Annotated in this window: 16 protein-coding genes and 6 pseudogenes; 11 read left to right on the forward strand and 11 right to left on the reverse strand. The window is 59.1% G+C overall.

Translation table 11 applies throughout. The features are described 5' to 3' along the window. Positions 1-119: 119 nt before the first annotated feature. From ACVW16_RS26240 to ACVW16_RS26260, 5 genes and pseudogenes are all read right to left on the reverse strand, one after another. Positions 120-353, reverse strand: a complete 234-nt coding sequence (locus ACVW16_RS26240; protein ID WP_456802463.1) for a hypothetical protein — start codon at positions 351-353, stop codon at positions 120-122. 663 nt (positions 354-1,016) lie between these two features. Continuing rightward, positions 1,017-2,599, reverse strand: a pseudogene (tnpC, locus tag ACVW16_RS26245) (IS66 family transposase). 38 nt (positions 2,600-2,637) lie between these two features. Then, the gene (gene tnpB / locus ACVW16_RS26250; protein ID WP_456802464.1) at positions 2,638-3,018 is read right to left on the reverse strand and encodes an IS66 family insertion sequence element accessory protein TnpB; all 381 of its coding nucleotides are present in this window, start codon (positions 3,016-3,018) and stop codon (positions 2,638-2,640) included. Positions 3,019-3,040: 22 nt separating this feature from the next. Beyond that, positions 3,041-3,430, reverse strand: coding sequence for a transposase (locus ACVW16_RS26255; protein WP_456802465.1), 390 nt, complete (start codon positions 3,428-3,430; stop codon positions 3,041-3,043). Positions 3,431-4,263: 833 nt separating this feature from the next. Beyond that, a complete protein-coding gene (locus ACVW16_RS26260) occupies positions 4,264-6,102 on the reverse strand; it encodes a hypothetical protein (RefSeq protein WP_456802466.1) in 1,839 nt (612 codons plus the stop codon). 1,628 nt (positions 6,103-7,730) lie between these two features. Between ACVW16_RS26260 and ACVW16_RS26265 the strand changes: the two genes are divergently transcribed. The 8 genes and pseudogenes from ACVW16_RS26265 (at position 7,731) to ACVW16_RS26300 (ending at position 13,899) form a co-directional block, all read left to right on the forward strand. Continuing rightward, positions 7,731-8,168 carry a hypothetical protein gene (locus tag ACVW16_RS26265; protein ID WP_456802467.1) on the forward strand — a complete coding sequence of 146 codons (438 nt, stop codon included), beginning with the start codon at positions 7,731-7,733 and terminating at the stop codon, positions 8,166-8,168. 144 nt (positions 8,169-8,312) lie between these two features. Further along, positions 8,313-8,984, forward strand: a complete 672-nt coding sequence (locus tag ACVW16_RS26270) for a reverse transcriptase domain-containing protein (RefSeq protein ID WP_456802628.1) — start codon at positions 8,313-8,315, stop codon at positions 8,982-8,984. 178 nt (positions 8,985-9,162) lie between these two features. Continuing rightward, on the forward strand, positions 9,163-9,669 hold the full coding sequence (locus ACVW16_RS26275) for an NUDIX domain-containing protein (protein ID WP_456802468.1): 507 nt from the start codon (positions 9,163-9,165) through the stop codon (positions 9,667-9,669). A gap of 441 nt (positions 9,670-10,110) precedes the next feature. After that, positions 10,111-10,251 (forward strand): annotated as a pseudogene (locus ACVW16_RS26280) (IS5/IS1182 family transposase); the annotation flags it as partial. Between the two features lie 148 nt (positions 10,252-10,399). Continuing rightward, entirely contained in the window at positions 10,400-11,665 is a 1,266-nt protein-coding gene (istA, locus tag ACVW16_RS26285) for an IS21 family transposase (protein WP_456802469.1), read from the forward strand. Further along, entirely contained in the window at positions 11,662-12,531 is an 870-nt protein-coding gene (gene istB, locus ACVW16_RS26290; RefSeq protein WP_456802470.1) for an IS21-like element helper ATPase IstB, read from the forward strand. Before istA ends, istB begins: the two co-directional genes overlap by 4 nt. A gap of 64 nt (positions 12,532-12,595) precedes the next feature. Next, a pseudogene (locus ACVW16_RS26295) lies at positions 12,596-13,555 on the forward strand (IS5 family transposase); the annotation flags it as partial. Beyond that, a complete protein-coding gene (locus tag ACVW16_RS26300; RefSeq protein ID WP_456802471.1) occupies positions 13,555-13,899 on the forward strand; it encodes a hypothetical protein in 345 nt (114 codons plus the stop codon). The pseudogene ACVW16_RS26295 and the gene ACVW16_RS26300, both read left to right, overlap by 1 nt. A gap of 198 nt (positions 13,900-14,097) precedes the next feature. Here the strand turns inward: ACVW16_RS26300 and ACVW16_RS26305 are convergent, their stop codons facing one another. Then, a complete protein-coding gene (locus ACVW16_RS26305; protein ID WP_456802472.1) occupies positions 14,098-14,442 on the reverse strand; it encodes a VanZ family protein in 345 nt (114 codons plus the stop codon). A gap of 1,970 nt (positions 14,443-16,412) precedes the next feature. Between ACVW16_RS26305 and ACVW16_RS26310 the strand changes: the two genes are divergently transcribed. Then, complete coding sequence (locus tag ACVW16_RS26310; protein ID WP_456802473.1) at positions 16,413-17,948, forward strand: DDE-type integrase/transposase/recombinase; 1,536 nt, start codon at positions 16,413-16,415, stop codon at positions 17,946-17,948. A 1,362-nt stretch (positions 17,949-19,310) separates the two neighbouring features. Beyond that, the gene (locus ACVW16_RS26315) at positions 19,311-19,514 is read left to right on the forward strand and encodes a cold-shock protein (RefSeq protein ID WP_456802474.1); all 204 of its coding nucleotides are present in this window, start codon (positions 19,311-19,313) and stop codon (positions 19,512-19,514) included. Between the two features lie 408 nt (positions 19,515-19,922). Here ACVW16_RS26315 and ACVW16_RS26320 read toward each other — a convergent pair. Further along, positions 19,923-20,051: pseudogene (locus ACVW16_RS26320) on the reverse strand (IS110 family transposase); the annotation flags it as partial. Between the two features lie 66 nt (positions 20,052-20,117). On the opposite strand from ACVW16_RS26320, the pseudogene ACVW16_RS26325 reads away from it, so the two are divergent. Then, positions 20,118-20,471: pseudogene (locus ACVW16_RS26325) on the forward strand (transposase); the annotation flags it as partial. Here the strand turns inward: ACVW16_RS26325 and ACVW16_RS26330 are convergent. From ACVW16_RS26330 to ACVW16_RS26345, 4 genes and pseudogenes are all read right to left on the reverse strand, one after another. After that, positions 20,467-20,705: pseudogene (locus ACVW16_RS26330) on the reverse strand (IS110 family transposase); the annotation flags it as partial. The pseudogenes ACVW16_RS26325 and ACVW16_RS26330 sit on opposite strands and share 5 nt — an antisense overlap. Positions 20,706-21,284: 579 nt before the next feature. Beyond that, on the reverse strand, positions 21,285-22,028 hold the full coding sequence (locus ACVW16_RS26335; RefSeq protein ID WP_456802475.1) for a hypothetical protein: 744 nt from the start codon (positions 22,026-22,028) through the stop codon (positions 21,285-21,287). 10 nt (positions 22,029-22,038) lie between these two features. After that, entirely contained in the window at positions 22,039-24,453 is a 2,415-nt protein-coding gene (locus tag ACVW16_RS26340; RefSeq protein ID WP_456802476.1) for a polysaccharide biosynthesis tyrosine autokinase, read from the reverse strand. A gap of 107 nt (positions 24,454-24,560) precedes the next feature. Beyond that, complete coding sequence (locus tag ACVW16_RS26345; protein ID WP_456802477.1) at positions 24,561-25,256, reverse strand: hypothetical protein; 696 nt, start codon at positions 25,254-25,256, stop codon at positions 24,561-24,563. Positions 25,257-25,272: the final 16 nt, after the last annotated feature.

Genomic DNA, 25,272 nt, shown 5'->3' on the forward strand with positions numbered 1-25,272 from the left:
CTGGCTCGGCCGGCAGCCCAGGCCGGCTAGCAACCAAGGAGGACAGGCGCGATTATTTTATCAAAGGATTTTGACCCGCCTAGCCAATAGTTAAAACGCGAAGTTGATGGCGATCACAATCAGAGGTACGCTGCGGGAATATTGCTACACAAGCCGCCTTTTTTCCAGACGATCCATTCTCTTTTGCGAGGCAAATCATGGATTTGAATACAGACAAGATTGCGGTCGGCATTCGTTTCAAGATCAGCAAGCTCGGAGCGATTCGTTGCCCGGAAGTGGCTGGCAAGGTTGGCGTTGTTGTGGACGTAAGCCCCCGTAGCACCGGTATCACCGTTCTGTTCGATGGCGCCCAACGACCAACCGTCTTGCACAGGGATTATATTAGCCCGATCTGATCAGGCGCTACTCCTAACGAGGTACCCAATTAGAAGATTCACAGGGGTCACTCATCATAATTTGCTCTGTGTACAGTCGCAATTTCGTCGCGACTTCGTGCCCCATTTCCTTCAGTTTCCCTGCAAAGAGAGTTGTCAATTCCACCATGGTCACGTTGGACGGGGCGGACTTCATGGAAATATTTCGCGCGGAGAAGATTTGCGTTCTCGAGGACAACTCCACCAGAACTTGCGGCATCTGCGGCAAGAAAATGAAGCTTGTACGAACAGTAGTGGATTCTCAGAGCGGAAGCATCACGCATATGTTTGAATGCAGGTGCGGAAAGCGCGTCTGGGACGACTGAGGCGCACCTCCACAGGAGGCCGAGAGATCCTTGCACTGCTGGGTCATCGAGGCCACTAGCTCGACGGCATGTTTGTGTTTGAGCCGGCCGAATTCCGACCAGCGGCCTTGTGCGTGTATAGGAACGGCGCGCTGATATTTTCGATTTAGACGCGGCTGTTCTGCATTATCTCGATGCCTTTGCGATCTAGACCAGCTTCCTGCCCGGCGGCTTCAGGGTTGGCGAGGGGAGAGAGCATTGGACGATTACTGGCGAAGCGTAAGCGCTTAGCATGACCCTATTGAAGCTGGCTTGACGTTTTGCGGAATCGCCACGGCATGAGGTCATCGATCCTGCTATGGGGATGGCCGTCGATGATCGCCTCGAGTGTTTCAACGATGTAGGCAACCGGGTTGACGCTGTTGAGCTTGCAGGTAGCGACTATCGACGCCAGCATGGCCCAGTTTTCGGCCCCGATTTCATGGCCCGCGAAGAGCGCATTTTTTCTGGTTAGGCAGACCGGCCGGATGGCGTTCTCGACCGGGTTGGTGTCGAGCTCGAGACGCCCGTCTTCGAGGAAGCGGGTCAGCCCCTGCCAGTGATTGAGCGCATAGCGGATGTCCTCGGCGAGCGTTGAGCCGCTGGAGATCATAGAAAGCTGCTTCTCAAACCACGGTTTCAAAGCCGCGATGAGGGGCATCGAGTGCTCCTTGCGCGCGGCCAACCGGACGTCCGGCGACGAGCCACGCACCATGGCTTCGAAAGCTGCCCGATGTGTCGAACGGCGGCCTCGGCGATCGGAGACTTGCTGTTGCGCACCAATTTCACGAAGCGCCGGCGCAAATGGCTCCAGCAATGCACGAGCGTCCACGGCCCTTGCGGTCGAACGACTTCGGTCAGCCGGTCATAACCGTCAGAGGCATCGCATTGCAGGAAGCGTCCGCCAAAGCCATCCAGGAACTGCTCCGCAAAGGCACCGCTGCGACCGGGGGCATATCGGAACAGCACGATCGGCGGGCTTGGGCCGCTGTGGCCGCGGTCATCTGAGGCGATCGCCCAGAAGTAGCCCTTCTTCGTTTGGCCGCGCCCCGGATCGAGTACCGGCGCCTTGGTTTCATCCATGAACAGCCGATCCGCCATGGCCAGGTGGTCGCGCATGTGGTCCGTGATGGGCTGAAGGTGGAAGCACGCCCGGCCGGACCAGTTGCCCAGCGTCGCCCGATCAAGCCGGATCCCCTGGCGCGCATAGATCTCGGCCTGACGGTAAAATGGCGTATGATCGCCAAATTTGGAGACGATCACGTGCGCGATGGCCGCTTCGGTCGGCAGCCCGCCGGGCACGACGTGCTCCGGTGCGTGCGCCTGCACGACGGGGCCCGCGCAGCGGCGACAGATGTATTTCGGGCGGCGCGTGACCAACACTCTCCATTGCGCCGGGATCACGTCCAGGCGTTTGCTGACGTCCTCGCCGATCTTCGCCATGGCGCCGCAACCGCACGGGCAGAGCGTGCTCGCAGGCTCGATGATCCGCTCCACCTGCGGTAAATGGGCAGGCAAGCAGCCGCGATTGCGATGAGGACCTTGATCCGGCACGTTCCGCGATCGGCCGTTGATCACAGCCTCGGCTCTCTCCTGCGCCGCGTCCAGGATGCCTTGCGCGATCTCCACGTCTTCCAGCGGTAAGTGATACTGATCTGGCCCCAGCTTCTCGGACTTCGAGCCGAACTTCTCGCGGCGCAATTCGCCGAGAATGATCTCCAGCCGACGCCGCGCTTCCTCCGACGCCGCCAGCGCGCCCTGATGCTCGCTCAAGGCCGCCTGCGTTTGCGCCAAAAGCGCCTTGAGGCGTTCGTTTTCGTCGCGCAGCGCCGCGATGCTCATGTGCTATTTCGAGCACATCGCCGCCGCGCGTGCCACGCTCAAAATAGCTGCCGAGTCATTCTGCCGCAGTTATCGACCTGCGGGCGCCGCGCTTCTTCCGGGCGGACCAACCTCCAATCCAGCCCCTCGAACAAGGCCGCGAACATCGCCGGCGACATCCGCATCACGCCGTCCGCGATCGTTGGCCAAACGAACTTGCAACCTTCGAGGCGCTTGTGAACCAACACCAGGCCCGTTCGGTCCCACGCCAAAATCTTGATTCGGTCCGCTCGTTTCGATCGGAACACGAAGGCTGCGCCGCTGAACGGGTCGAGACGAAGCATCTCCTGCACCTTCGCCGCAAGCCCATCGTGGCCACAGCGGAAGTCGATCGGCCGCGTTGCAACGTAAATCTTCAGATCAGCACCGGCCGCAATCATCGTGATGCTCGCAGCACGCGGATCACCCGGGACAGCTGCTCGCCATCAATGGCCGTATCCGTCCGCAGTACGACATCACGATCGCGATCTCAAGCTTGATCGCTGGAACGTGACGCTCCTCCAACGAACGTTCCACGACCAGCGTCGCGAATGTCGGATGCGGCGCCTCGCACGGCGGCAACGCGCCCCGTTGGCGAAGCCGCCGTCGCCAATCGTAGATCTGCCAGCGCGTCGCTTCATGCTTGCGCGCCACCTCGGCCACCTGGGCACCCGGCAACAGACTCTCAGCGACGATCCGAGCTCTCTCAGCTTCCGAGCGCACGCGCCGCCCCGACGGTCCTTCCAGAACTTCCAACCGGCTCACCGACCCTGGGCCGTCTAAATGGACGTCCTTTTTGCTGTCCAATCCCATCTCAAACCTCCGTCCAACCCGGAGGCTTCTTCGCACAGCTATTCCGATCCCGAAGCAAGGGCTCCGGCTAAGCGCTTACGGCGAAGCCAGACGAGCGCAACTTTTGACGACCTCAAGCTTGCGGGCCGGCTTCTCTCGGCGCGCCACGAGCTTTCCAGCCAGTATCCGCCGGTGTCGGCGGACCCCAATGGCGATGGGTTTGTTGGGCGCACAATCGCACGCTGAAATTAAAGTAATGACTCAAGGTTAGTGGCGAGAGCCGCTTCGCTCAGGTCTGGAAAGTTCATCGCGAACTGGCTCCGTGCGACGACGGGCTGCTGCGCCACTTTTCCTCGCCCTTCGGCCCCGACGGCTCACGACAAGCAGCCCCATTTCTCGCGCCATCAGCTTCATCGATCCAGTGTCCCGGCCGAGAGAGCTGCCGCCATTTCCGACTCGCCGAGCCGACGACGTGTGAACGCCAAACGCTGCTTCTGTTCAGCGTCCGTCCATTCCCGGCTTCGACGATTTCATCGGGAAAGGATCGAATGAGCCCGGTGCGGGCGATATTGGGAATATTTACGGGTGGCGATGCCGACGAAAGTGACCGGCTTTCCACTCAGTGGGGATGGGTTACTTTTCTCAGTTGCGGGTCTATTTGACTGGCCGTCTATTGTATGGCGAGCTAAACAGCTAAACAGCTAAACAGCTAAACACGGCGTGATCTTTCCTGCTTTGAGATCCAGTCTGTGCATGCGCCGGAAGTCGAATGCGTCGCCAAAGGCAAAGCTCATCATTCCGACGAGTTCGGCGTCAAAGGTAGCTGCGACGAGGGCACACGTAAGGCTCGCAGTTCACCAAGCTGGAGTTATCCGGAAGGCTTCTATCCATGAAATATCTTCACGCCCCAGGACGCCGGAGGGCAGATATAAAACGTTGTTGAAGATCACTGGGAGAGAATTTCGCATTGGCCACCCTGCTGATCGTGCATCCGCCAAGATCCTTCCATCCCGTGCGCGAATGGCGAGGATATGGCCTGCCGCATCGTTATCGACGATCCAAACTACTTGCTCTTCTGCAATACTGCTAATAATGGGTCGGGTCGGCGGCGCTCGAAACCATGTTCGCGCCTGGGATGAGGAGGGACTCGGCACGCGCCAAGCCTCCTCCAGACGTGGCTCGCTTGGCGTGCCAACGACCCAGTAGGCTACAACTCCAGCGGGGTTCGCCCTATCGATATTGTAGGTCGCAACGACAACCAAAGGCTTGTCCTCGATCGTGGTGGCTGCGGTCTGAGTAATCACGAGTCCGTCGTAAGGGCTTGGGCAGGGGGTCGTGGGAGTACCACACATCGCGGCCGCCCTCTTGCGGTCGTACATGACGCCAAGGACCTCGCCGTCGATCAGAAAAACGTCTCCAGATTTACCCGTTGTAACAAAGTACGGGTGACCGCGAACTTGGACGCGAACGGGCGAGCTCGAGCCGAAATCCCAGTCCATCAGTTCTAGGCATTCAAGATACGTTTTATTCCGGCAATCACCTCCGGGCGGGTCCAAAGGTGCGTCACTCGGCAGGAGACGGGGTATGAAAAGATTTTTGCACGTAGCAAGACAGGCGGGAGCAGGATCACGCGGATTGCTCGCCGCACAAACTTGGGCATTACACTCCGGTGCAAACTTCAATCCGGGGGAGACTCGGAGTAGTGATTGAGAAAAGTCGTTCCGCGACAAATCTAAACGGCCGTTGCCTGTCTGAACGAAAATTTCAGGACCACCCGTTCCCTGATAAATCACTGGTCCGGCATAAGCCCACATTCCGCCGCCGCAGATCTTGCCATTAGTTCCGTCGTCGCATCGGGTCTCGGGCGTCGCTACGAAAACAGCGGATATCGCCTCTTTCGCGGACCTCTGCCACCGATCCAAGTCGACCTCGAATAACCAGCCATGCCACGCGTATTGGTCGTTCTTGCCGCCGAAGGTCACATAGGCGCGGCCCAGGCCCTCAGGCGAGGGAACAATCGAAACCCCGCGAGCTTGATGCCATTCAGCATCGAATTTCACCTTTTCGCCCTCGGTTGCCGGTAGATTCGCGTTAAATACAAGGGTGGGGAAATGGCGGTTGATCTTGCCGTCTCTGAGGTTCAGAACCACTCCGCGGTGTTCAGTAGCTCCCGTCTTCTGGCTGGTCACTTGATAAACAATCAAAACATTGTCGCCCAATTGAGCGGGGGCCGCTCGAGCCAAGATCTCCTCGTCAGACGATTGCCGGAGCTCGGTCTGCCACAGCCGACGGCCTGCGGGCAGGTCGATTGCAGCGACAGCTCCTTTAGAAGCAACCAAGAGCAGGAATGGTGGCTGCTTCGGCAATTGTATCAGCTGCGGCGACGCCCAGAAACTACCTCTAAAAACCGGTGCGGGATTAGTTTCCGTCGGATACATGGGGACCAGCTTAATCGTATCCTGTCGAGACTGGTTGTGATCGGGCGGCTTGCGAAAGGTAAGCGTCGTAGGGTTTAAATATTTCTGTTTTTGGAAGTGATATCCGCCGTAGGTTGCTGCGAGCAAAAACAGCAGAATCATTCCGCCGGACACTACAAATCGACCGATCCTTGTCATGCCTTGACAGATGCCCCGCATCACATGAATGCGAAAGAAGAGAACATATACAGGCATTGTGGTCGAGCGAATTGTCAAACGCCATCCGGAAGTGCCCCTTTGCGTCAGATCGCGTCCCGTTGCGTGGTGTAGCTGGCGGCGGGAGACCGCGTTCGCCGGCAAGAGCCGGGCCGGTCAGCTGTGATCTCAGGAGGCGAAAGCGGCACGTGCCAAGCGCGCTAGGCGGTCGGGGCCCGCCGCGCGGGCTCTGGTGCTCCGGTTCGCAGCCAAGTCCGCACCGAGGCGACGGCGAAGGCGGGCAAGCACCCGTTGCCGTGCGGCGCGGATGCCTTTCGACCCTGCAGATTGGAGCCGTTCTATCCGTACGCTGATTTAGACAGCGTGAGCCTCGAACTCTGGCATGCAGATAAAACCCGGACTGGACGTGCACTGATTAAGAACGAACAATCCAGTCAAGCAACTAAGATGCGCACCAGTGTACTGCCCACACGACAACGCGCAGCAAAAAGTACAGCCAAGCCACCATAGTTACGGTGACTGCCGCGCCGAAAGCCAAGCCGGTAGCTGCGTCTGCTAACTTGTTTTCCGGTCGCGCACTCGGCTGCCCAACACTCGTTTGTTTGGAAATGGTCATACACTCGCACCTGACGCCACACGCTCACGCTCGGGGAAGATGTGCCAATCAGGATGAGTGCACTTGGCTCCTAGCGTTCGCGCAACACTCGATTGGCAGCGATGGTCGGCCCAACTCGCTTCAATCAAGCCATGGAATCAAGTTTACCTTAGAGGCGTCATCATGATCTCTGCCCAACGAGGTACCTCTGGGTTATGTCTTGCCCATTGCCACATTTTCCCGAAAACTGCGAAGAGCCCGGAGAGGGCTTCTATGGACGCCTTCCCTAAGTCTCTTACTTTCTCATCGCCTACTCCCTCTGCTGACGGAGCAACTGAGTATTCCTTATGCAGAAGGCCCCCGACACCTATGCCGCAATGAGTGGACGACCGCCCCGCAACTTCGCTGACGGGCGCGATATGCACATAGGTTAAATTTACGGCATCATCAGTATCGGGACGAACACAAGTAATAAGCTGGAAAGCTTCCCAACCCTTTTAGCGAGGTCCTTAATCCTCTCCGTTCTGGAGCTTCGCTGATGACACAGATAGAGCGGCGGCTCATTAGCCTAGGTGAATCAAGGGACCTAATTTCTCCTCCACCACGGACCAGATTTGCGAAGCGCCGGGAGACCGGCAAGGAGTAGAGAGTGCAAGTCTCTTACGAGAGTCATGCGCAGTTGCCCGCGAGGGTTTCGGCGAAGCTTGACAGGGGGGCGCATAGGCCAGCCATCGAGCCGCGAAAGAGTCCTATTCCGGGTGCCGACGCCGTGCAAATGGCGGAAGGCAACACATCCAGGTGCGTCATCGCGAGCGCCAGGGCGACCCGGCGTGGTCAGAGACCCTAGCATGTGCAGATGCTCCTTACATGGGAACCGGGAGATCTCGCGATCGACCGTTCGGTCGGTCCGCATCGAGAAGGCCAGGAGCCGTAGCCGATGATGCACGGCCGCGAGAAGTCAGACTCTGCCATAGTAGCTGTGAAGCCGACGAACAAAGCGGTCCCGACCGCAGCGGAGCTGGTGGAGCCAAGGGCGGGGGCCAAGGGGAACGCGCGCCAGCAAAGCACGCACCGGACACAGGGACGGGAGCGCGTGACACAGGCGCTGGAACGCGCACGGCAAGCCGCAAGGCAACGGAAGAAGGAGAGTTCACCGCACTCCTCCACCACATCAGCATCGACCCACCACATCAGCATCGACTGCCTGCGGAAAACAGCGTCCGCTGGCGGTTGCGGCGCTCGAGGACAAGATCGTCCAGACAGTGACCGCGGCTGTGCTGAACGCCATCTCCAGGAAGACTTCCTCGGGTTCAGCTACGGGTTCCGACCCAAGCGAGGTCAGCACAATGCGCTGGATGCGCTGGTCGTCGGGATCACGAGCAGGCGAGTGAACTTCATTTTTGACGCAGATGTGGCCTCCTTTTTTGACTCAGTCAGCAAAGACTGGCTGATGCGATTTGTGGGGCACCGCATCGGCGATTCTGCGCATTACACGCCTGATCCAGAAGTGGTTGAAGGCTGGTGTCCTTGAGAACGGGGTTGTCACAGTCAGTGAAAAGGGGACAGGGCAGGGATCGGTCATCTCACCGCTGCTCGCCAACGTCTACCTGCATTAGTGTTCGATCTCTGGGCCGCGCGCTGGCGACGGCACGAGGCCACGGGCGACATGATCCTCATGCGGTATGCTGATGACATTGTCGTCGGCTTCGAGCACGAGGCGGGCGCCCGGCGCTTCTGGGACGATATGCGCAAGCGGTTCGAGGAGTTCTCGCTGTCGCTCAATCCGGACAAGACCCGCTTGATCGAGTTCGGCCGCTTTGCGGCAGAACGACGCGCTCATCGCGGGCTCGGAAAACCGGAGACCTTCAACTTTCTTGGCTTTACCTTCATCTGTGAACGCAACCGCCGTGGCCAGTTCCTTGTCAAAAGAACAACACGGCGCGATCGCATGCGGGCAACGCTCAAGAGGGTCAAGGAGGAATTGTTCGACGGCGCATGCACGACGCTATCCCGAGCAAGGGGCTTGGCTCAGGCAAGTGGTCAGAGGCTTCTTCGCCTATCATGCGGTGCCGACCAACGGTCCTGCACTGAAAGCATTCTACTACTATGTGACACGCATCTGGCTGCGCACGCCGCGGCGGCACGGCCAGAAGGACCGCTTCTCATGGCAGCGAATGCAAAGGCTAGCCGCCGACTGGCTCCCTCAACCGCGTATCCTTCACCCGTATCCGGACAAGCGCTTCGCCGTCATGCACCCAAGGCAGGAGCCGTGTGCGGGAATTCCGCCTGCACGGATTTGGGCGGGGGGCGGTCAGCAAATGACCGTCCCTACCGCGCTTCAATCTGAGCTCTAGCATGTGGCGTGCGCTCGCGCCGATCGAGGGCTTTATTGCCCACTATAGCGGTGGGCATCGCTCGAATGTTGAGGGCTCCGCTTCAGAGCCGCCAAAACGACGTAGCTGAGACAACAGCCCGAGGCCTCGAAAAGCTGTCCCTCTTGCCGCCGAGGTAGTAGAGGTTGATCCATGTCAGACCTTGGACCAGCTCGACCTTCCACGCTTCTCGACGCTGTCTGGCGGACAGCATACCGCGTCGGTTTCCCGCTTGCCCGCGTCTGGTGGCGACTGCGACACCAGCAGCATGAAGGGGCACTTGTGGCTGTCTACATCGATCAGGCGCTCCTGCTGGTGCGCTCGTCGTATCGGATCGAGTGGAACTTCCCGGGCGGCAGTGTGCGGCAGGGTGAGACGCCTGAAGTAGCGGCTCGCCGCGAGCTGGCAGAAGAGATCGGCCTCGCCGGAGCACTCCCGCTGGTCGCCATGGGCGACGCCCAAGGTTTCTGGGAAGGGCGAAAAGACAAAGTGCATTTCTTTGAACTACGACTGGATCGGCTGCCCGAGCTACAGCTCGACAACCGCGAGATCATCGACGCACGGCTGATATCGCCGAGCGAGTTGCGCGGCATGGCGCTAACTGGGCCGGTCGCCGTCTATCTTGAGAGGACGATTGCGCCGGGCTGCCATTCAGAGTGACCGCGCAACGCTACTTGAATGTTTACGATCTTTGAACGCCGAAAGCTTCCAATCGACGCGAGCGGATGGCAACCGATGCTACGAACGTCATTGGCACAGCTTGGGAGCGACAGCCATACCCTCACCAAGTCACAGCAAAGATTGAGCGGCCATGTCTGAATCGGGTCTTGGCCGTGTAAAAACGGCCTTATAGGGCCGTCAGCCTTGAAGCCAAACGACCTCAGGTCACGATCGCGGCAATCAGAGGCTTGATCCCAAGAATATTCATTACTCGGGTTAGATCTTCGTGAATGAGGTCCTGACGAGGATATCGTTCTCGACGACGAGGATCAGCAGTACCGCAGTTTCCACGCCCTACCCTCCTAGCAGGCTGTTGAAAAAGGCGCTCGCTGCCGATCGACGACCATGATTCATTGGATCGATGAGATTCGGAGACGGTGCGTGCGCGGTTGCGACAATCGAACGGCCGAGCTGTTTAGCTACGTTGATCTGGAGGCGCGGGTGCGGCGTGATCATCCGCTGCGAGCGATCCGGACGATCGTGAACGAGGCGCTGGCGGTGCTGGAGCGCGAGTTTGCCGCGTGTGAGTGCCGGACGTAAATTCCCCAAAAGTGCCGTTTGAAAATTCCCCAGTTTTCATGTCGCCAGCCCCGCCGGGGGCATGCCCCGGCGGGGCTGGCGACGCAACGACTCACCGATGCTGCTCCCCTTGGCGGGAGGGAGGGGCGCGGTGATCAAAATTGGGGAACTTGTGATGATCTTAGATTTGCACCGCCAAGGACTTTCCGTGTCCGCCATCGCCCGCCAACTCGGTATCGATCGGAAGACTGTCCGATCCTATATCGCCAAGGGGCTCGAGCCCCCGGCTTACAAGAAACGGGCGCCGCGCCCGCGCGTGATAGATCCGTTCGCGCCCTATCTGCGGGAGAGGGTTGCTGAGTTTCCGACCCTGACGGGTCGCCGGTTATGGCGCGAACTCAGGGAGCGCGGCTATGTGGGCGGCTACACCGCCGTCACCGACTATCTCCGCGACATGCGGCCCGTCCGACCGGGCGGCTTTGAAGTCCGTTTTGAGACGCCGCCTGGCGAACAGGCGCAGGTGGATTTTGCCCAGTTCGATGTTGAGTTCACCGATGAGCCTGGCGTTCGACGCGTTGTCTGGCTCTTCTCCATGGTTCTGGGCTACTCCCGGCTGATTTGGGCGCGCTTCGTCGTCCATCAAGACCTGCAGAGCGTCCTGCGCTGTCACATCGCCGCCCTAGAGGCGATTGGTGGCGCGCCGCGGGAAATCCTCTACGACCGGATGAAGACCGCGGTTATCGGCGAAGATGCCGATGGGCTCGTGATCTACAATCGTGCGCTTCTCGAGCTTGCCCGGCACTTCGGCTTCCAGCCTCGCGCCTGCCGGCCTTATCGTCCAAAAACGAAAGGCAAGGTCGAGCGGCCGTTCCGCTATATCCGCGAGGACTTCTTCCTGGGTGGCTCGTTCCGAAATCTGGATGACCTGAACAGCCAGTTGCGGCATTGGCTCAATACGGTCGCCAATCCACGGGTCCATGCGACGACGCATCGTGTCGTCAACGAGGCCTTCGCCGACGAAAAGGCCGTCCTCAAGCCACTGCCGCTGGCGTCGTACGAGGCGGTCCTGCGGCTTGAACGGCGCGCCTCCCACGAAGGCATGATCAGCGTCGGTGACAATCTTTACAGCGTCCCTGACACCACGCGCCGGCGCGTGCTCGATGTTCATGTGCTCGCCAACGCGATCCAAATCTTCGAAGACGGCGTACTCGTCGCGACCCATGCCCCGCTGGAAGGCCGGGGTGAGCGGCGCCTCGATCCGGCGCATCGTAAATCGACGCCACCACCGCGCCGGCGGTCACCGGAAGGAGGCAATGCTGTCGTCATCCGCCGGCCTGGCGACATGGCAGTTCGGCGCTCCCTCGACTTCTATGAGGCCGTCGGGCGCCGCTTGGCCGCTCAGGGAGACATCCGATGAGCGCCGGAACGGCTCCCGCCGTCATCGACCGCATTCGGCGTAATCTCGTCGGTCTCAAAATGCCGCGTGCGCTGGAAATCCTCGACGTTACGCTGCGAGGCATCGAGCGCGGCGAAACGAGCGCCCTCGAAGCCATCGACGTCCTTCTCACCGAAGAGCTCACCTTGCGGGAAAACCGGCGCATAAAAATGGCGCTGATCATGGCCCGGCTCTCGGCCATCAAGACGCTGGCCGGATTTGACTTCTCGTTCCAACCATCCCTCGACAAGAACCGCATCATGGCGCTCGCCGAACTGCAGTTCATCGATCGCGCCGAAGTGGTCCATCTCATTGGACCGCCTGGTACGGGCAAAAGCCACCTGAGCCTGGCGCTTGGCGTCGAGGCCGTCAAAGCTGGCCGCAGCGTCTACTTCGGCTCTCTTGCCGACATCGTCGCCACGCTGGCCAAGGCCGAGCGCGAGGGGACATTGCGCGAGCGAATCCGCTTCTTCTGCCGCTTCGCGCTGCTGATCGTCGACGAGATCGGCTACCTGCCGGTAACGCCTGGCGGCGGCAATCTGTTCTTCCAGCTCGTCAATGCCAGGTACGAAAAGGGAGCCATGATCCTTACTTCGAATCGAGGCTTCGCCGAGTGGGGCGAAATCTTCGGCGACCCCGTCGTCGCCACTGCCCTCCTTGATCGCCTTTTACACCACGCCGTCGTGTTCCAGATCGAGGGTTCCAGCTATCGTCTGGGCCAGCACGCCGACCTCGTTCCAGAGCACATCAGAATCAAGGCCTCTTTACAGCCATCGCCGATCCCACCAACCCTCAAGCGCCGAGGGCGGCCACCGAAAAATGGAGATATCGATCACGCCGACGGTTGATCGCCGAGCCCGCCTGGGTGGGGAATTTTACTTCGGCGCTTTTGGGGAAAATCAAATCGGCATTTACACCGCGCTCTATTCGACGATTGGGCGGCCGTCGATCCCGCCGGAGAAGCTGCTCCGGGCGATGCTGTTGCAGGCGTTTTATTCGATCCGCTCCGAGCGGCTTCTGATGGAGCGGCTGGAATACGACCTGCTGTTCCGCTGGTTCGTGGGAATCGGCGTCGACAACACGGCCTGGGACCATTCGGTGTTCTCGAAGAACCGCGACCGGCTGCTGGAAGGCGACATCGCGGCGAAGTTCCTGGCGGCGGTGCTGGCGCAGCCCAAGGTGAAGAAGCTTCTATCGAGCGATCACTTCTCGGTCGATGGCACGCTGATCGAGGCCTGGGCCTCGATGAAGAGTGTCAAGCCGAAGGACGGCTCTGGCGAGCCGCCGGCCCAAGGCGGCGGGCGCAATGCCGATGCAGACTTCCATGGCCAGAAACGCTCGAACAACACCCATGGTTCGACCACCGATCCGGACGCCAGGCTCTACCGTAAGGGTAAAGGCAAGGAGACGAAGCTGTGCTTCATCGGGCACGGGCTGATGGAGAACCGCCACGGCTTGCTGGTCGACGCCTGCCTGACGCAGGCCGACGGGCATGCCGAGCGGGTGGCCGCACTGCACATGATCGAGCCTCGTGCCGACCGGCCGACAGCGATCACGCTTGGCGCCGACAAAGCCTACGATGCAGAAGACTTCGTCAATGAGCTGCGCTCGATGAACATGACGCCGCATGTTGCACAGAACACAAGCGGCCGTAGCTCTGCGATTGACGGGCGAACGACCCGGCACGGCGGCTATGCCGTTAGCCAGCGCATCCGCAAGCGGATCGAGGAGGCATTCGGCTGGATCAAGACGATCGCCGGGCAAGAGAAGACTAGCTTCCGTGGCCGTGATCGCGTCGCATGGGCCTTTACCTTCGCTGCCACTGCCTACAATCTGGTGCGGCTGCCCAAGCTGATCGCGGAGACCGGCTGATGGCCAAGGTGCCCGGCTTCGCCAAGGCCTTTGCCGGCCGCTGGCGCATCGTCGAGATGGACGTCTGGGACAGCGAGTTCCTCGATCGTGTCGAAGAGGCGCATCTCACCTTCCAGGGCAAGTCCGATGGCGAAATCGCCTTTGGAGCTCTCAAGGGTTTCCTGGACGTGCGCTACGGCACCCGCGACGGATCGACCTGCGCCGAGTTCTCATGGGAAGGGCACGACGAGGATGATCCGTCCTGTGGTCGCGGATGGGCTATGATCGGCACTGCGGGCAGGCTCGTCGGCCACTTCTACATCCACAATGGCGACGACTCAGCCTTCGTTTGCGAACGCGGCTGAGTTCTTCAACAGCCTGCTAGACCCGTACTCGGGTGCGTCGCACAACGGTAAATCATAATGATTTCGCCGAATCAGCAGCAATCTGGCCTGGGCTAACGCTGAAGGGGCTTAGCATGGTAGACGGTTTGTTGATTGTGGGGAATGCTGATCTGTGCGGCGCTGAAGGTAGCCGCGCTTCTGGCGTAGTCGTCACTCCCCTCAGGATCGCGATTGGCCGAACAGCGCTTCGGCAAGTTTGGCAAGACTGCTGCCGGCCAGCCCGCCGACCATCTTTTCCAAGGCGTCTTTGAAGTGTGCGTGTCGATCAGGCGTCAGCTGCTGCAGCAGTTCGAGAGTGCCAGCCAAGACCAGCAGGAGGGTCATCACCCGCACAAAATGTCGAGGGTAGCCAGCGGCAAAAAGCGCGCCGAGCAGGCCATAGGCAACGAAACGCTCAAATCCGACAGAACCGGTTTCCGGACGAAGACCGATCGGCGACAACGTGACAAAGGCAATAGCCGCGGCGACAGTCCAAGCCGCGATAACAACAAGCTTACGTAGCATGACTTGCTCATAGCGATCTATTCAGAGTGCGTCCATTCCCCGGGAAGCTCCCTTCAGGAAGTTCCTTCAGATGACCGCTTTCCCTTAGATGGACGATCAGCAGGTCGTTGATCATCGCACCAACGGTCTTCCGCTTGGCTTTCGCCGCCTTCTCGGCCGCGGCTTTCACGTCGTCAGTAACGCGGATGGATATTGCTGAGTGCTTTGGCATGCTCGGACCAAGTCTGCTAATGATGGCTGCGCCAGGAGATCAGTGCAAGAGGGGATAGTGCTTATGGCCTGGCCTGTCGGCGCGAAAGGGGGACTGGAAATCTTCGTCGAGACATACGATAAGTGGCTCGAACTCGCTCTCTGTTCGACGGCGAAGCACGGTCAGGCGGCGTGAGGGGGGCCGACGTCGCGAACGTCCCAGAACCGAAATGAGACGCCCGAATAGATCTGCGCCTTGCTCAGTCCGAGATTCAGGCCGACATCCAAAATTGTGCGGGTCGAGTTGAAATTTGCAGCGAAATCGAAGGTGTGGCGATCCGTCCAGCTTAGAAATAGGACTCATGATTTTAGCGACTCACGCCGTGGTCGGCGGGGCGATCGCAAGCCTTATGCCGAGCCATCCTATCCTCGCTCTTGTGTGCGGGGTAGGAAGTCACTTCGCTATCGACGCCATTCCTCACGCGGACTATCCGCTTCGGTCGATCTCGATCCGCCCGGGCACTGGTGACGCGATAGCCGTAAACCGATCTCTCTTCCGAGATCTTGGCGTGATCTCACTCGATGCGATAGTCGGACTTGCCCTTGCAATGTGGCTCTACGCAACTCCGACTGCCTCGCTTGCGGTGCTGCTGGGGGCGATTGGCGGCATAGTACCAGATCCCCTGCAACTCGCCCATAAGCTCTGCCCTAGGGGGCCTCTGAGGTCGCTTCAGCGCTTTCACGTCTGGATTCACACCAAACGGAAACTCAGCTGGCCGGAAGGGATCTGGTCACAGATCTTGTTCGTTCTCGTGACCATTGCCCTTGTCGAAATCGTCCGGAATGGCATCCAAAGCAGCTGATTCTGCCTAGCCCATGGGCCGGGGCGGCCAGTTACCCACACCCGAGACGCGCAGTAGCTCGCGCGCGTTCCAATCCACCTAGTAATCGACAATGTTTGCTTATCATCAGCGCCTTCGATGATGGAGCATCTAGTGAGGCTTCGTCGGCTGATCGGCTCGTAGGGAACCGAACCAAAACGGCCGCAGGACCCCTGCCCACATCCTGCGGCCTTATTTTTCCGGGAAAATACAATGTTTGCGAATGATGCTCGACTTTCAGCCCCGGCTGAGCGGAACGATTGCAGGACTCGGGCTAAAGTTTGAGTCGCGAATCGCTGTTCCAGAACGGAACATACGCCATGTTGCGATAGCGCCACGTTAGAGTCAGGACGGCGAACCTAAAGCCAATTGCAGTGATCACGATCAGCGTCCCGGTGTATCAGAACGCAATAATGTTGGCTGCCACTTAACCCGTAAGGTTTTTTGACGGAGCGACCCTGTAAGTGACCATCGTCTGTTGTGAGTGCCTTGGTCGCGGTCTGGTCCGCGACCAAGGCGGTCGAGCGCCATAGCCCGGAAACCAGCCCCAGGGCATGGTTGCTCGGCTGTCACCGTAGCAAACCACATGCCACGGCTATGTGACGCGCGGGAGACCGTGTCTCCCGATAGTCAGGACGTAGGGGTCCGGGGGCGGGTGGCATGTCTTGCGGCGCGGCGCGGGAAAAAAGCGGCCCCGGCTCCGCAGGGGGCTGGGTAGGCCGGGGCTGCTCCGCGGCATTGGTGGCCCGCAGCCATCAACAAACTGCGGGGGCGCCGTCGGTTCCTCCCCATGTCGCGCGCCATGGAAAACTGCCCCCCGCATTGCCTCACTAAAAATGTTACCGGACAACTTTCCTGTCGTGTCTGGGGCGGAGCTGCCGAATCAGTTCGGTGGCGGGTATGGCAGGGAAGATCAGCATGCGCGCAAAGCGCGAGATCACATCAGCGCTGGTGGAGCGTTATCGGGCGAGCGGACGGCTCGAGAAGGCACGGATCCTGGACGAGCTGTGTGCCCTTACGGGATGGCATCGTAAGCACGCGATCCGAGCACTGTCGGTGGACGGGGCATCGGGATCGGCCGTGCCGCGGCGACGGGCCCGCAGTTACGGAGCTTCCATTCGCGTTGCACTGATTGTGCTCTGGGACGCCTCTGACCGGCTCTGCAGTAAGCGGCTCGTCGCGATGATCCCGTTTTTGCTTCCGGCACTTGAACGGCACGGCAGATTGAAGCTTTCTGCCGATGAGAGGTCGAAGGTTTTGAAGGTGAGCGCGGCGACGATCGATCGCCTGCTGAGCGACGTAAAGATCGCAGCAGCCGGAGGGGGCCGACGGCGGGCGGGCTTTTCTAGTGCCGTACGGCGGCAAGTCCCGGTGCGTACATTCAATGACTGGGGATCACCTCCGCCGGGGTACTGCGAAGCGGATCTGGTTGCGCACGGCGGCATGTCCGTATCTGGCGCGTTCATTCAGACGCTAACAATGGTGGATATCGCAACGGGGTGGACCGAATGCTTTCCGCTCGTCGTGCGTGAAGCAGCTCTTGTGATCGAAGCTCTCGAGCGGGCGCAGAACCTATTTCCCTGGCCCATTCGGGGGCTAGATTTTGATAACGACAGCGCCTTCATGAACGACACGGTCGTGTCGTGGTGCCGTTCTCACGATGTCGAAGTCACTCGTTCCAGGGCCTACAAGAAGAACGATCAGGCATTCGTTGAACAAAAGAACGGAGCTATCGTTCGCCGCCTGGTGGGCTACGGGCGGTTTGAAGGCATTGATGCCGCTCGCTCATTAGCTCGCCTGTTTGCTGCGGCACGGCTGCACATCAATTTCTTCCAGCCCTCGTTTAAGCTGAAGGAGAAGCACCGCGAAGGTGCCAAGATGATCAAGCGCTATCTTCCTCCCGCTACGCCGTACGAAAGAGCATTGGTCCACCCGAGGCTCAATGAGGCATTCAAAGGTCGGCTGCGGGAGATTTACCGGACGCTTGATCCGGTGGCATTGCTGGCACAAATGCGGGACGCTCAGAATGAGCTGGGTAAGCGCGTCGATCAACGGGCTGGAAAGCCAGCGATGACTGTCGCGCAGGGGCATAGCGACTTAGCGGCCTTTGCCCGAGAGCTCGGCGACGGTTGGAAACAGGGTGAGCAGCGGGGCATTCATCGTCGTCGCTATGTGCGGCGCAAGCCTGTGCCACGTCGGCCATCGATGCTCGACCCCTACATTCCCATCATCGAGGAATGGCTCGCCGCGGCTCCGCACTTGTCCGCGGTCGATCTTCTCTCCCGGCTGGAAGCGCATGCGCCCGGTCGGTTCAGCGGCCATCAGCGGCGCACGGTGCAGCGATTGGTCAAGAATTGGCGATCAAAGGCCGCTCGACAGCTCATCAGCAGCACAGAGATCACACTATCGGGCCAAGCTTCGTGCCTTAGTATTTAAATCCTGACAGGTTCTTTCGCCGAAGCACCGCAAGCCGCTCGCTCGCTACGGCGCTCTGTAGGGCGCGCTTCGCGAGCAGCTTGCTCCGACTCGCGGCAGCCGATCCAGAAAAACACCAGGGTGCGCTTCGGTAACATTGTCATCTGAGGCAATATGAGGGGGCAGTTCCGGAAGGCGTTTGACACTCCCCAAATCCGGCGCCATTGCGAAAAGGTTTCGCCGCTCTTTCGGCTGATCCGGCCTCGCTGCTTGCGAAAGCGCTGAGTACGGCCGTATATCGCCTGCCGAGACCGTTCTAGGCGTTTGGCGATTTCGTCAGCTTGGACGCCGTCGTTGAGGAGTGAGCAGAACATAGCTTCTTCCTCCGGCAACCAGGGCCGTGCTGTTGCGCGATGGTTGGACATAAAAAGCACGTCGGATGTCGTTTCGGAAACGGTAGGCCAGATCGTAAACGAACGTTCAAAAGCCGCAGGAATCGGACAGGGTTGTGCGGGATGATGCGAACCCCGGTCCATGCGAAGGCTTCCTTTACGCGTGTTATAGCTGGGTGATCCGGTTCTTGACCTTCAGCCAATCCTTAGACCGGCCGCCTCGGTAGGGGCGATCACTTCGCTTCGAAATCAAGACCTCCAGTCCCCTACGGCACGCCGCTCGGAAGAGATCAGGGCCGATCGCGCCGGTCTCGAACGGGTTGCTGAACATCGCGTTTCGCCTGCCCCGGAGTGGCCGCTCGAGGTTGGCTAGCCATCGAGAGCGGCGCCGGGTTTGTGCTTCTAGCTCGCCTGCCTGCTTTTTTCATGCTTTCCAACCCCGACGTGCTCATTTTCTCTCACCTCGCCTGTTGCTTGTCAGTTGCTCGGGAGGGGCTGCCGGCGCTGTGGGCTCGGCAGAGCTACTGCGGCGAGACCGCCCGATCACCAGGCCCAATGTGCCGATAAGCACCAAGATGCCACCAGCGATTATCAACCAATATCCAGGCTCCAGAGTTGGCAGCAGCCCGGGAAGTTCGCTCACGAGCGTTGATCCTCAATCAGAACCCGCGTTGGACCAGCCTACGTATTGCTTCTAGCGACGACCTAAGTAGAGACATTACCGGACCCAGTAGCCGTTCACGTGTATCAATTGGCAGGTGCTAGGATATGGTTCTTTAATAATAGGCCATCCGTGAATGTCGATGTTTGTTGGTGCGGTGATGCCAATAGACTGCGCTCGCGTCGGTAGAAACGAGCGTCATTGCCGTCACAAACGACGCGATAGCAACTATACGCTGCATGACATCATCCTTTCGTGGATATGCTCGATTGTCAGAGGATCGACCGCATTCGGGCAGTAGTTTCGCTTTTTAGCAATGGACAAGTTTAAGTGGCTATGGGTGCGGTTCAGTGGTTCAATCCGACAAAGGGGTATGGGTTCATTCAACCCGACAACCGTGGCAAGGACGTATTCGTCCACATTTCGGCAGTTGAGAAAGCCGGTTTCACCTCACGCGCCGAAGGTGCGAAAGTCAGCTTCGACGTCGTGAGCCATCGCGGCAAAGATTCAGCGGAAAATCTTCGGATTGGTTGAGAGGGCGAATGCTCTCCGCAAAACACCAGTCAGCGGATGTTTATTTGGCTCAACGTTTTAGTTCGTACCGGCGAATCTCGTTGAGGCGTGTCAGGCAATAATCCCGATACAGGTTTTCAATAAGCGCCCACATGACCCTCATCCCCGTTCTGTATGGAAAATCAAGTTAGACCCGGTTTGTTTCTGGAATGCTTCTTGGGTCACGAAAATGGCTTCGTCATGCGGCCGTGCAGCCTTCGCCACCTAATGGGGCTGCAAGTTCTAGCAACAAGTGACCTGCCTGCTAGCTTTCGCGATCGAGGATGTGGATCGGCCGATCGATCGTGGCTTCTCGCCACCAGCAGCGTTCTATAGATAGAGCGCCCGAGGTCCGCCTGTTGTGAAAGCACGGCATGTTTGCTTGCGAATGCGGCGACGCGGAAGTTGGCGGCTTGGGCCTTCATCGGGAACCCATACCGCAGTCAGCTCGCCAGCGCGTAGCAGACGCGTGACATAAACGGCGTCCCGGCGATTCGTCTTCACCCGATCGCCTTCCTTGGTGACCTTGCCCCCCTGGACTTAATCCAGTTTGAAGTTCGCTCTGGCCCATATGAGGACCAGAGCATGAAGCGCAACCGCTTTACGGAAGAGCAGATCATCGGGATTTTGAAGGAGCACGAGGCCGGCGTTTCGGTTGCCGACCTGTGCCGCAAGCACGGCGTCAGCGACGCCAGCATCTACAAATGGAAGGCGAAGTTCGGCGGTATGGTGGGTCGGAGGCCAAGCGGCTGAAGGCCCTGGAGGATGAGAACTCGCGGCTGAAGCGGTTGCTGGCGGACGCCATGCTCGACAATGTCGCGCTGAAGGACTTGCTGGGAAAGAAATGGTGACGCCCGCGGCTGGCGGAAAGCTGTTGCCCATCTCATGGATGCCCATGGGATGAGCGAACGGCGGGCGTGTGAAACCATCAGCGAGTGCACTCGTGGCCGAGCGACCGGATCAGGCGATAACAGTCGGGCCGGCTTCGTAACAGAAGTGGACGCGGTTAAACCGGTTGGCGATCCGTTCTAAGATGCGGCGCATGTTGGTGGCCGAAGCATCAACCTCACCGAAGGACCAAACTTCCCCCTCCCGGCCTGCGTCCGCAATCGCGACGGCATTTCTCAGCTTGGCCACATCGATTCCGACGAATGCTTCCCTATAATCTGCCACGGCTCGTCCTCCCGTGATGAGGATCGGCTCTGGTCCGCCCGAGCGCCCGAGCAGCCCTCGGACGCGCAGTGTAGGGCGAGCCACCTCATCGGCAGACACGGACATACGGCCTTACAACTCTCCAGAATGATCTTGAGCTTCTCATCGTCGGTCCAGTGACGGGGCGACGGCGACGGCCGGTCTCGACAACCTCGAACCGTTCAATAAGCGCTGTTACACAGCACGCGCCCTAACCCGACAAGGCGGCCCTTACCACCCTTAGAGGGGAGACGACGAATGGAGAAGCGTGGGTGAAAATAGCGCGTTCGCCGCTAAACTGCTAAACTGCTCGGCATATCCGCGCGGCTCAGTCAGCCGGCCGACTCAAATCGCCAGGGTCGAAAACACTCAAACACGGCATGGAGACGGCGTGTGCAACGGGTACATGCTTACCGGCCAGACATGGATCATTCGGGTGTTGATGTCTTCCGAGGTCGTGCAGCGTATTAGTGATGATGTTCGGGGCCTCAATGTCTGCAGCGGAGTGCGGTCAAGCCACCACAAGCCTGAATGAACGAGGTCGCCACAACACCATCCCAGCTAGTATCGCCATGGCCTGAACTCGCGGGGCTCCACGCCCGGAATCTCGGCGATCAGCCCTTCGGCCCTAAGTGCTCGGTCCAATTGAAGGCGGAAGTCGAGCCTTACTGTTGCAAGGCCGGCCAAGAGCACATCGTGGTGTCTCCATCCGGCTCCTTTCAGCACCTTGACCGCGTCGCGGATCAAGCCCGTTCGGACCAAGGCAACAAATTCCTTGCGGGCGCTTTCCTGCAGGTCAGCTGGAAGTACGTCGTAGATCGCCAGTACGTATGGGCTACGCAAAGCAATCCAGCCCTCATACGGTGCAAGGCGATACGACATCCGCAATTCGTCGAGGTGCTCGCTGACCTGGCCGCCCAGATTGATCGCGCTCCAATACTCGATGAACCATAAGAGCCCGTCGGTCGGGACGCAGCTAAGGGCTTTTCTTACAGACGAGCGGAGCGAGCTTAAGCGCTCGTTCGCAACGCGTGGATCGAGGGAGTCTACGGCCATCTCATAGAGGCGCAGGCGGATGATCGCCGCTGCCCTGATTTCCCGAGGATTACAGATGGCCCGATTCTCGGCTGCGGCCAATGCAGTTTCAGCAATTGGATTACGCTTAAATGAGGTTCCGGAAAGAACCGCGTTGGCTATGTTGCTCAGCTGCGCTTCTTGAGTTGGATTGAGGAAGAAAAGCGTAGCCCAGCCTGCAGAAAAGAGGGCGAATAATACGAGGATTGATCTGCCAACGACATGGACCATTCGCTTCAGGTTAGTCCACGTACCCGTATCGCGAGTAATATCGGTTGCGGTAATACCCTCCGCTGTGCGTGTCGTAACGGCTCATGGCGGCGACGTTCACCTTGTTGAGAACCGCACCCATGAGGCGCTCACGAACTACGGGCGTTTCTTGGATAACGCGCTCGACCACATCGACCTTCGATCTCGCCCATTCAATAACCAAAATGTACGAGTCGGCCAACGTGCCTGTCGCGCGCACGTCGATCACCGGCGCCAATGGGCTGAGGTCCAGGATGATACGGTCATATTGCTCGCGCATCTGCTGAAAGAAGTTTTGCATTTGCGTGGAGGCTAAGATGTCGCTCGAGTTCGAAAACCGTGATGTTACCACGCACGGCAGAAAGTGCAGATTGGTCTGCGGATCGACCCAGAGCGCGTCCTTCAAGTCTACCTTCCCAAACACGACTTCGATCAGGCCAACGTCTGCCGAACGACCAAGGCGGTGGGTTAGGCTTGGGTTCCGAATGTCGCCATCGATCAGAAGGGTGCGCAGTCCGCTCTGCGCCGTGGTTTGAGCCAAGGCCTCGCTCACCGTCGATTTGCCTTCGTTGGGAAGAGCCGAGGTGATCGCGACGACCTTGTGAGGGGAGCCATAGTTGCTTAGATCGGTCGCCAATTTGATCGAACGGAACGCTTCGGCGAACCGCGAAAATGGCGAATTGATTGCGAAGCGTCCAACGCTGTCGTCCATTGCAAGCTGCCGGTCGCCCAGGCGGATCGGGTGAGTCGGTCCCAGCTCCCTAGCGCGGCCTAGCTGGTCAACGGCAACGCTCGGACGAGAGCGCGGCCGCGAATACGGCATCCAATCATTCGGAAAGGGCAACCATCCCTTGAGACGGTTCAGCGATCCATTTGCGGTCTCGTCTGCTCCGAGGCCAACAATCGGGACAGAGGCGAGACAGTTGGTCTGAAGTAACCTTTCGACCTGATGAACGGTCCTGAAGACGCGGTCGAGCATTTCGATGAAGATCGCGACGAGACCGGCAAGAATGCCACCACCGACGATCCCTGCCAGGAGAACCAAGGCCGTCTTGGGCGAGGTCTTCGGCGACGATGATACATCGGCCTGAGTGATGACCCTTGCTTCGGTGATCGGAAAAGACTGTTGCTGGACCGAGACCATGTAGAGCTGCAGGAAATTGTCCGACAAAGCACGCGCGCTTTGCGCGTTGCTTTCGAGGTCCCGCAAGACGATCTGAGCCTGGCTCGTGTCGTTCGATACGCTGATCGTATCATTCAGGCTCTTCTGGCTGGATTCCTCGCGCGCTTTAGCAATCTCAAGGTCGCTTTTGTAGGCTTCGGCCGTGCGTCGAAGCTCATCGATAATCGAGTGCCGGATTTCGCGCATCTGATTGTGCAGATTGACCACGGCCAAATGTGTAGGTCCATATCGGTTGGACCAATCCGACGCTTTCGCTGCGTAATCAAGATAGGTCTGGCGCAGCTTGGTAATGACGGGATTTGCCATCGAGTCGTTCACGGTGGCCAAATCGTTCAAGATCACCCGTGAATCATTATCGTCCGCATTCAGGATTGCGGTGATGCGCTCAAGCTTAGCTTGGGCCTCAGCGCGCTTTGCGCGAGACTCTGTTAGTGCGCTGTTGATCTCCGCAAGCTGTTGCTCAGTCAGCAGACGTCCGCCTGCGTCTATGATATTATTTTTGGCCTTGTAATCGGCCACCGCGCGTTCGGCGGTAGAAGCCTGGGCGCGTAGCTCCTTTAAGCGATCCTGGAGCCAAACCGCGGCGCGGCGCGAAGCCTGGTACTTCGATTCAAGGGAATCGGTAATGTAATTCTCTGCGACCGCGTTTGCGATCCGAGCGGCCAGATCAGGCGAGACGGATTGGTATGATATTTCGATGACGTAGCTTTGGGCGACGCGCTTGATGGTTAGTCCGTTCACGATGCGCCCGATGGCGGTTCGCATGAGGCCGTCATCAGAGGGCTTCGATTCCGGGAAGAAGCTTGCGAAGAGGCGGTTCAATCCGCCCAAGAGGCCTTCGTCTTCGCGCATAAACTCCGGAGAATCCAAGAGCCGCAAATCCTTGATCACCGCCGAGGCAATGGTCTCTGATTTCAACACCTCGACCTGGCTATCGACCATGGCAGTGTCGATCGGATTGTCGCCTGAGGCTCCAACTTGCGTTTGCAAACCCTGCATCTTGCGGCTGTCCATCAGAAGTACAGCCGTCCCGGTGAAGCGCTTTGGCGCGGTTGCCAAGTAGACGCCCGCCATGGCGAGGCAGAGCAGCACCGTGATGATCATCACCGGGTATTGGCGACTGATCAGGCCAAGGGCTACAGAAACGGTGTGCTCAAGCGACGCCGTGTCGTTGCCCTGAACTTGCGTCGAGCCCTGAGGATTTGGGATTCGTGTTTGAAGCATCCGGTCGGTCTACTCTGACTGATATTCGTCGCGGCTACTCAAAATCAAAGCGATCGCATCCGAGCGCCGAAAAAAATCGGATTGATCGTTGAAGGAAGGCCTAACCTTCAGCACGAACCTGAGACGGTGCAGACGATCGTCGTGGTCGTTCCGCCCGCTGAGCCCGCACCGCTAACGCTTGAACTAAAGTAATTTGTCGGATTGTTGGATACGCTGTTGGCAACAAAAGTTTGAAAGGAAGACGAGCCGGTCCCCGATGTTCCGCCCGTCGCCGACGTTTGGCCGCCGACGCCGCCCGACGAACCGGTCGTGGCGCCTGAGAGAGCCACGCTTCGGGTCGGATCGTTTCCAGTGAGGGCCGCGTATTGCGCGTTGGCATCAGCCGACCCTGTGGCACCCAAATCACTCTGGATTTCCAGGGAAAACGTCAGATCGGTCGTCTTGCAAACGTTTGCCGCCTTTCCGAGCCCGGTGCCGATAGCCTTCTGCAGCGCCGAACTTGACGGCCCCTTGTTTTCCAGATCCTTCAAAATGGCCAGCACCGCAGGAAGCGCCTGGGGATAGGACGCCACGAAGGTCTGTACATCGGCGGCCACATCATCCGGGCTACGAGGTCCATTTGGCCCTTCGAGCAGAGAGGAGGGGTTGGTGGTAAAGGCTGCTGCCTTTTGGGCGGTGTCAGGATCGTTCACGCAAGCGGCGAATGCGCTTGTGGGCAAGGACAACGCGAAAAACGCGGCTGACAAGATCAGCTTCGACGACAACCGGCGTCCCGCAATGCTCATAATTTCAACCTCGTCCAACCTGCCTAATCCAGTG

It is taken from the genome of Bradyrhizobium sp. USDA 4474 (assembly GCF_054057515.1).